The organism is Streptomyces sp. NPDC127092, assembly GCF_042722475.1.
Lineage (GTDB): Bacteria > Actinomycetota > Actinomycetes > Streptomycetales > Streptomycetaceae > Streptomyces.
Genome location: NZ_JBHXFE010000126.1, coordinates 1,705 through 2,573, shown reverse-complemented (window position 1 = coordinate 2,573; position 869 = coordinate 1,705). Strand labels below are relative to the sequence as shown.

Here is an 869-nt window from a genome sequence, read left to right as displayed (position 1 = left end):
GCCGTAGGCCGTGGTCTGACGGGCGTTGAACACCTGCTGTCCGGCGGTGGCCAGACCGGCCAGCAGGGGCAGCAGGGCCAGCAGCGCCCAGCCGGGCCCGCCGCCGACCTCGCCGAGTGAGGGCCACACCACGAGGGCGACCGCGGCCAGGGCGAGCGCCGCCCCCGTGAGGCGCCGCGGCGTCAGGCGCTGCACCCCGGCGGGGCTGAGCCCGAGCCGGTCCACGACCATCCCGCCGACCACCTGCCCGGTGACCACGGCGACCTTGAACACGGCCACGCCGAGGGGACCGATCGTCGCGGACTGGGTGAGCACCAGGAGCCCGCCGATCACGCCCGCCACCGCGTACCACGGGCGCACGGACCCCGCGGCCAGGGCCGGGCGGATGCGGGCCAGGCCCCGGCGGCCCCGCGGCGTCAGCACGCTCACGAGCACCATGACGACCAGGCCCGCCGCGAAGGAGCACAGCGCGGCGAGGACGGGGTCGCCCGTCAGGTGGGCGAGGCGGGAGTTGATGCGGCCCTGCAGCGGCATCACCGAGCCGGCGGCCACCGCGAGCGCGAACAGCAGGGCGGTCGCCCGCGGGGAAGGGGCGTCCGGGCGGGCGGCGACGTCGGCCGGGCGGGGGCGGGCGGGTCCGCGCTCGGCGGACGGGGCAGAGGATTCGGGTGGCATCCCCCCGTTGTACACCTCTAGGCGGCCAGGCGCGCCTCGAGCCCGCCGCGCACCGTGGGCCACTCCTCGCGCACCACGCTGAAGTAGTCGACGTCGGCGATCGTGCCGTCCGCCGCCGGGCGGAAGCGGCGCAGAGTGCCCTCGAACGTCGCCCCCAGGCGGGCGATGGCGGCGTGTGAACGGGCGTTGCGGTG

Annotated in this window: 1 protein-coding gene; it reads right to left on the bottom strand. The window is 77.6% G+C overall.

Going from position 1 to position 869, the window contains the following annotated elements; genetic code table 11:
- The coding region (locus tag ACFWJO_RS37845; RefSeq protein ID WP_386872671.1) for a DMT family transporter at nt 1-675 on the bottom strand (675 nt) is incomplete at its 3' end.
- Nucleotides 676-869: the final 194 nt, after the last annotated feature.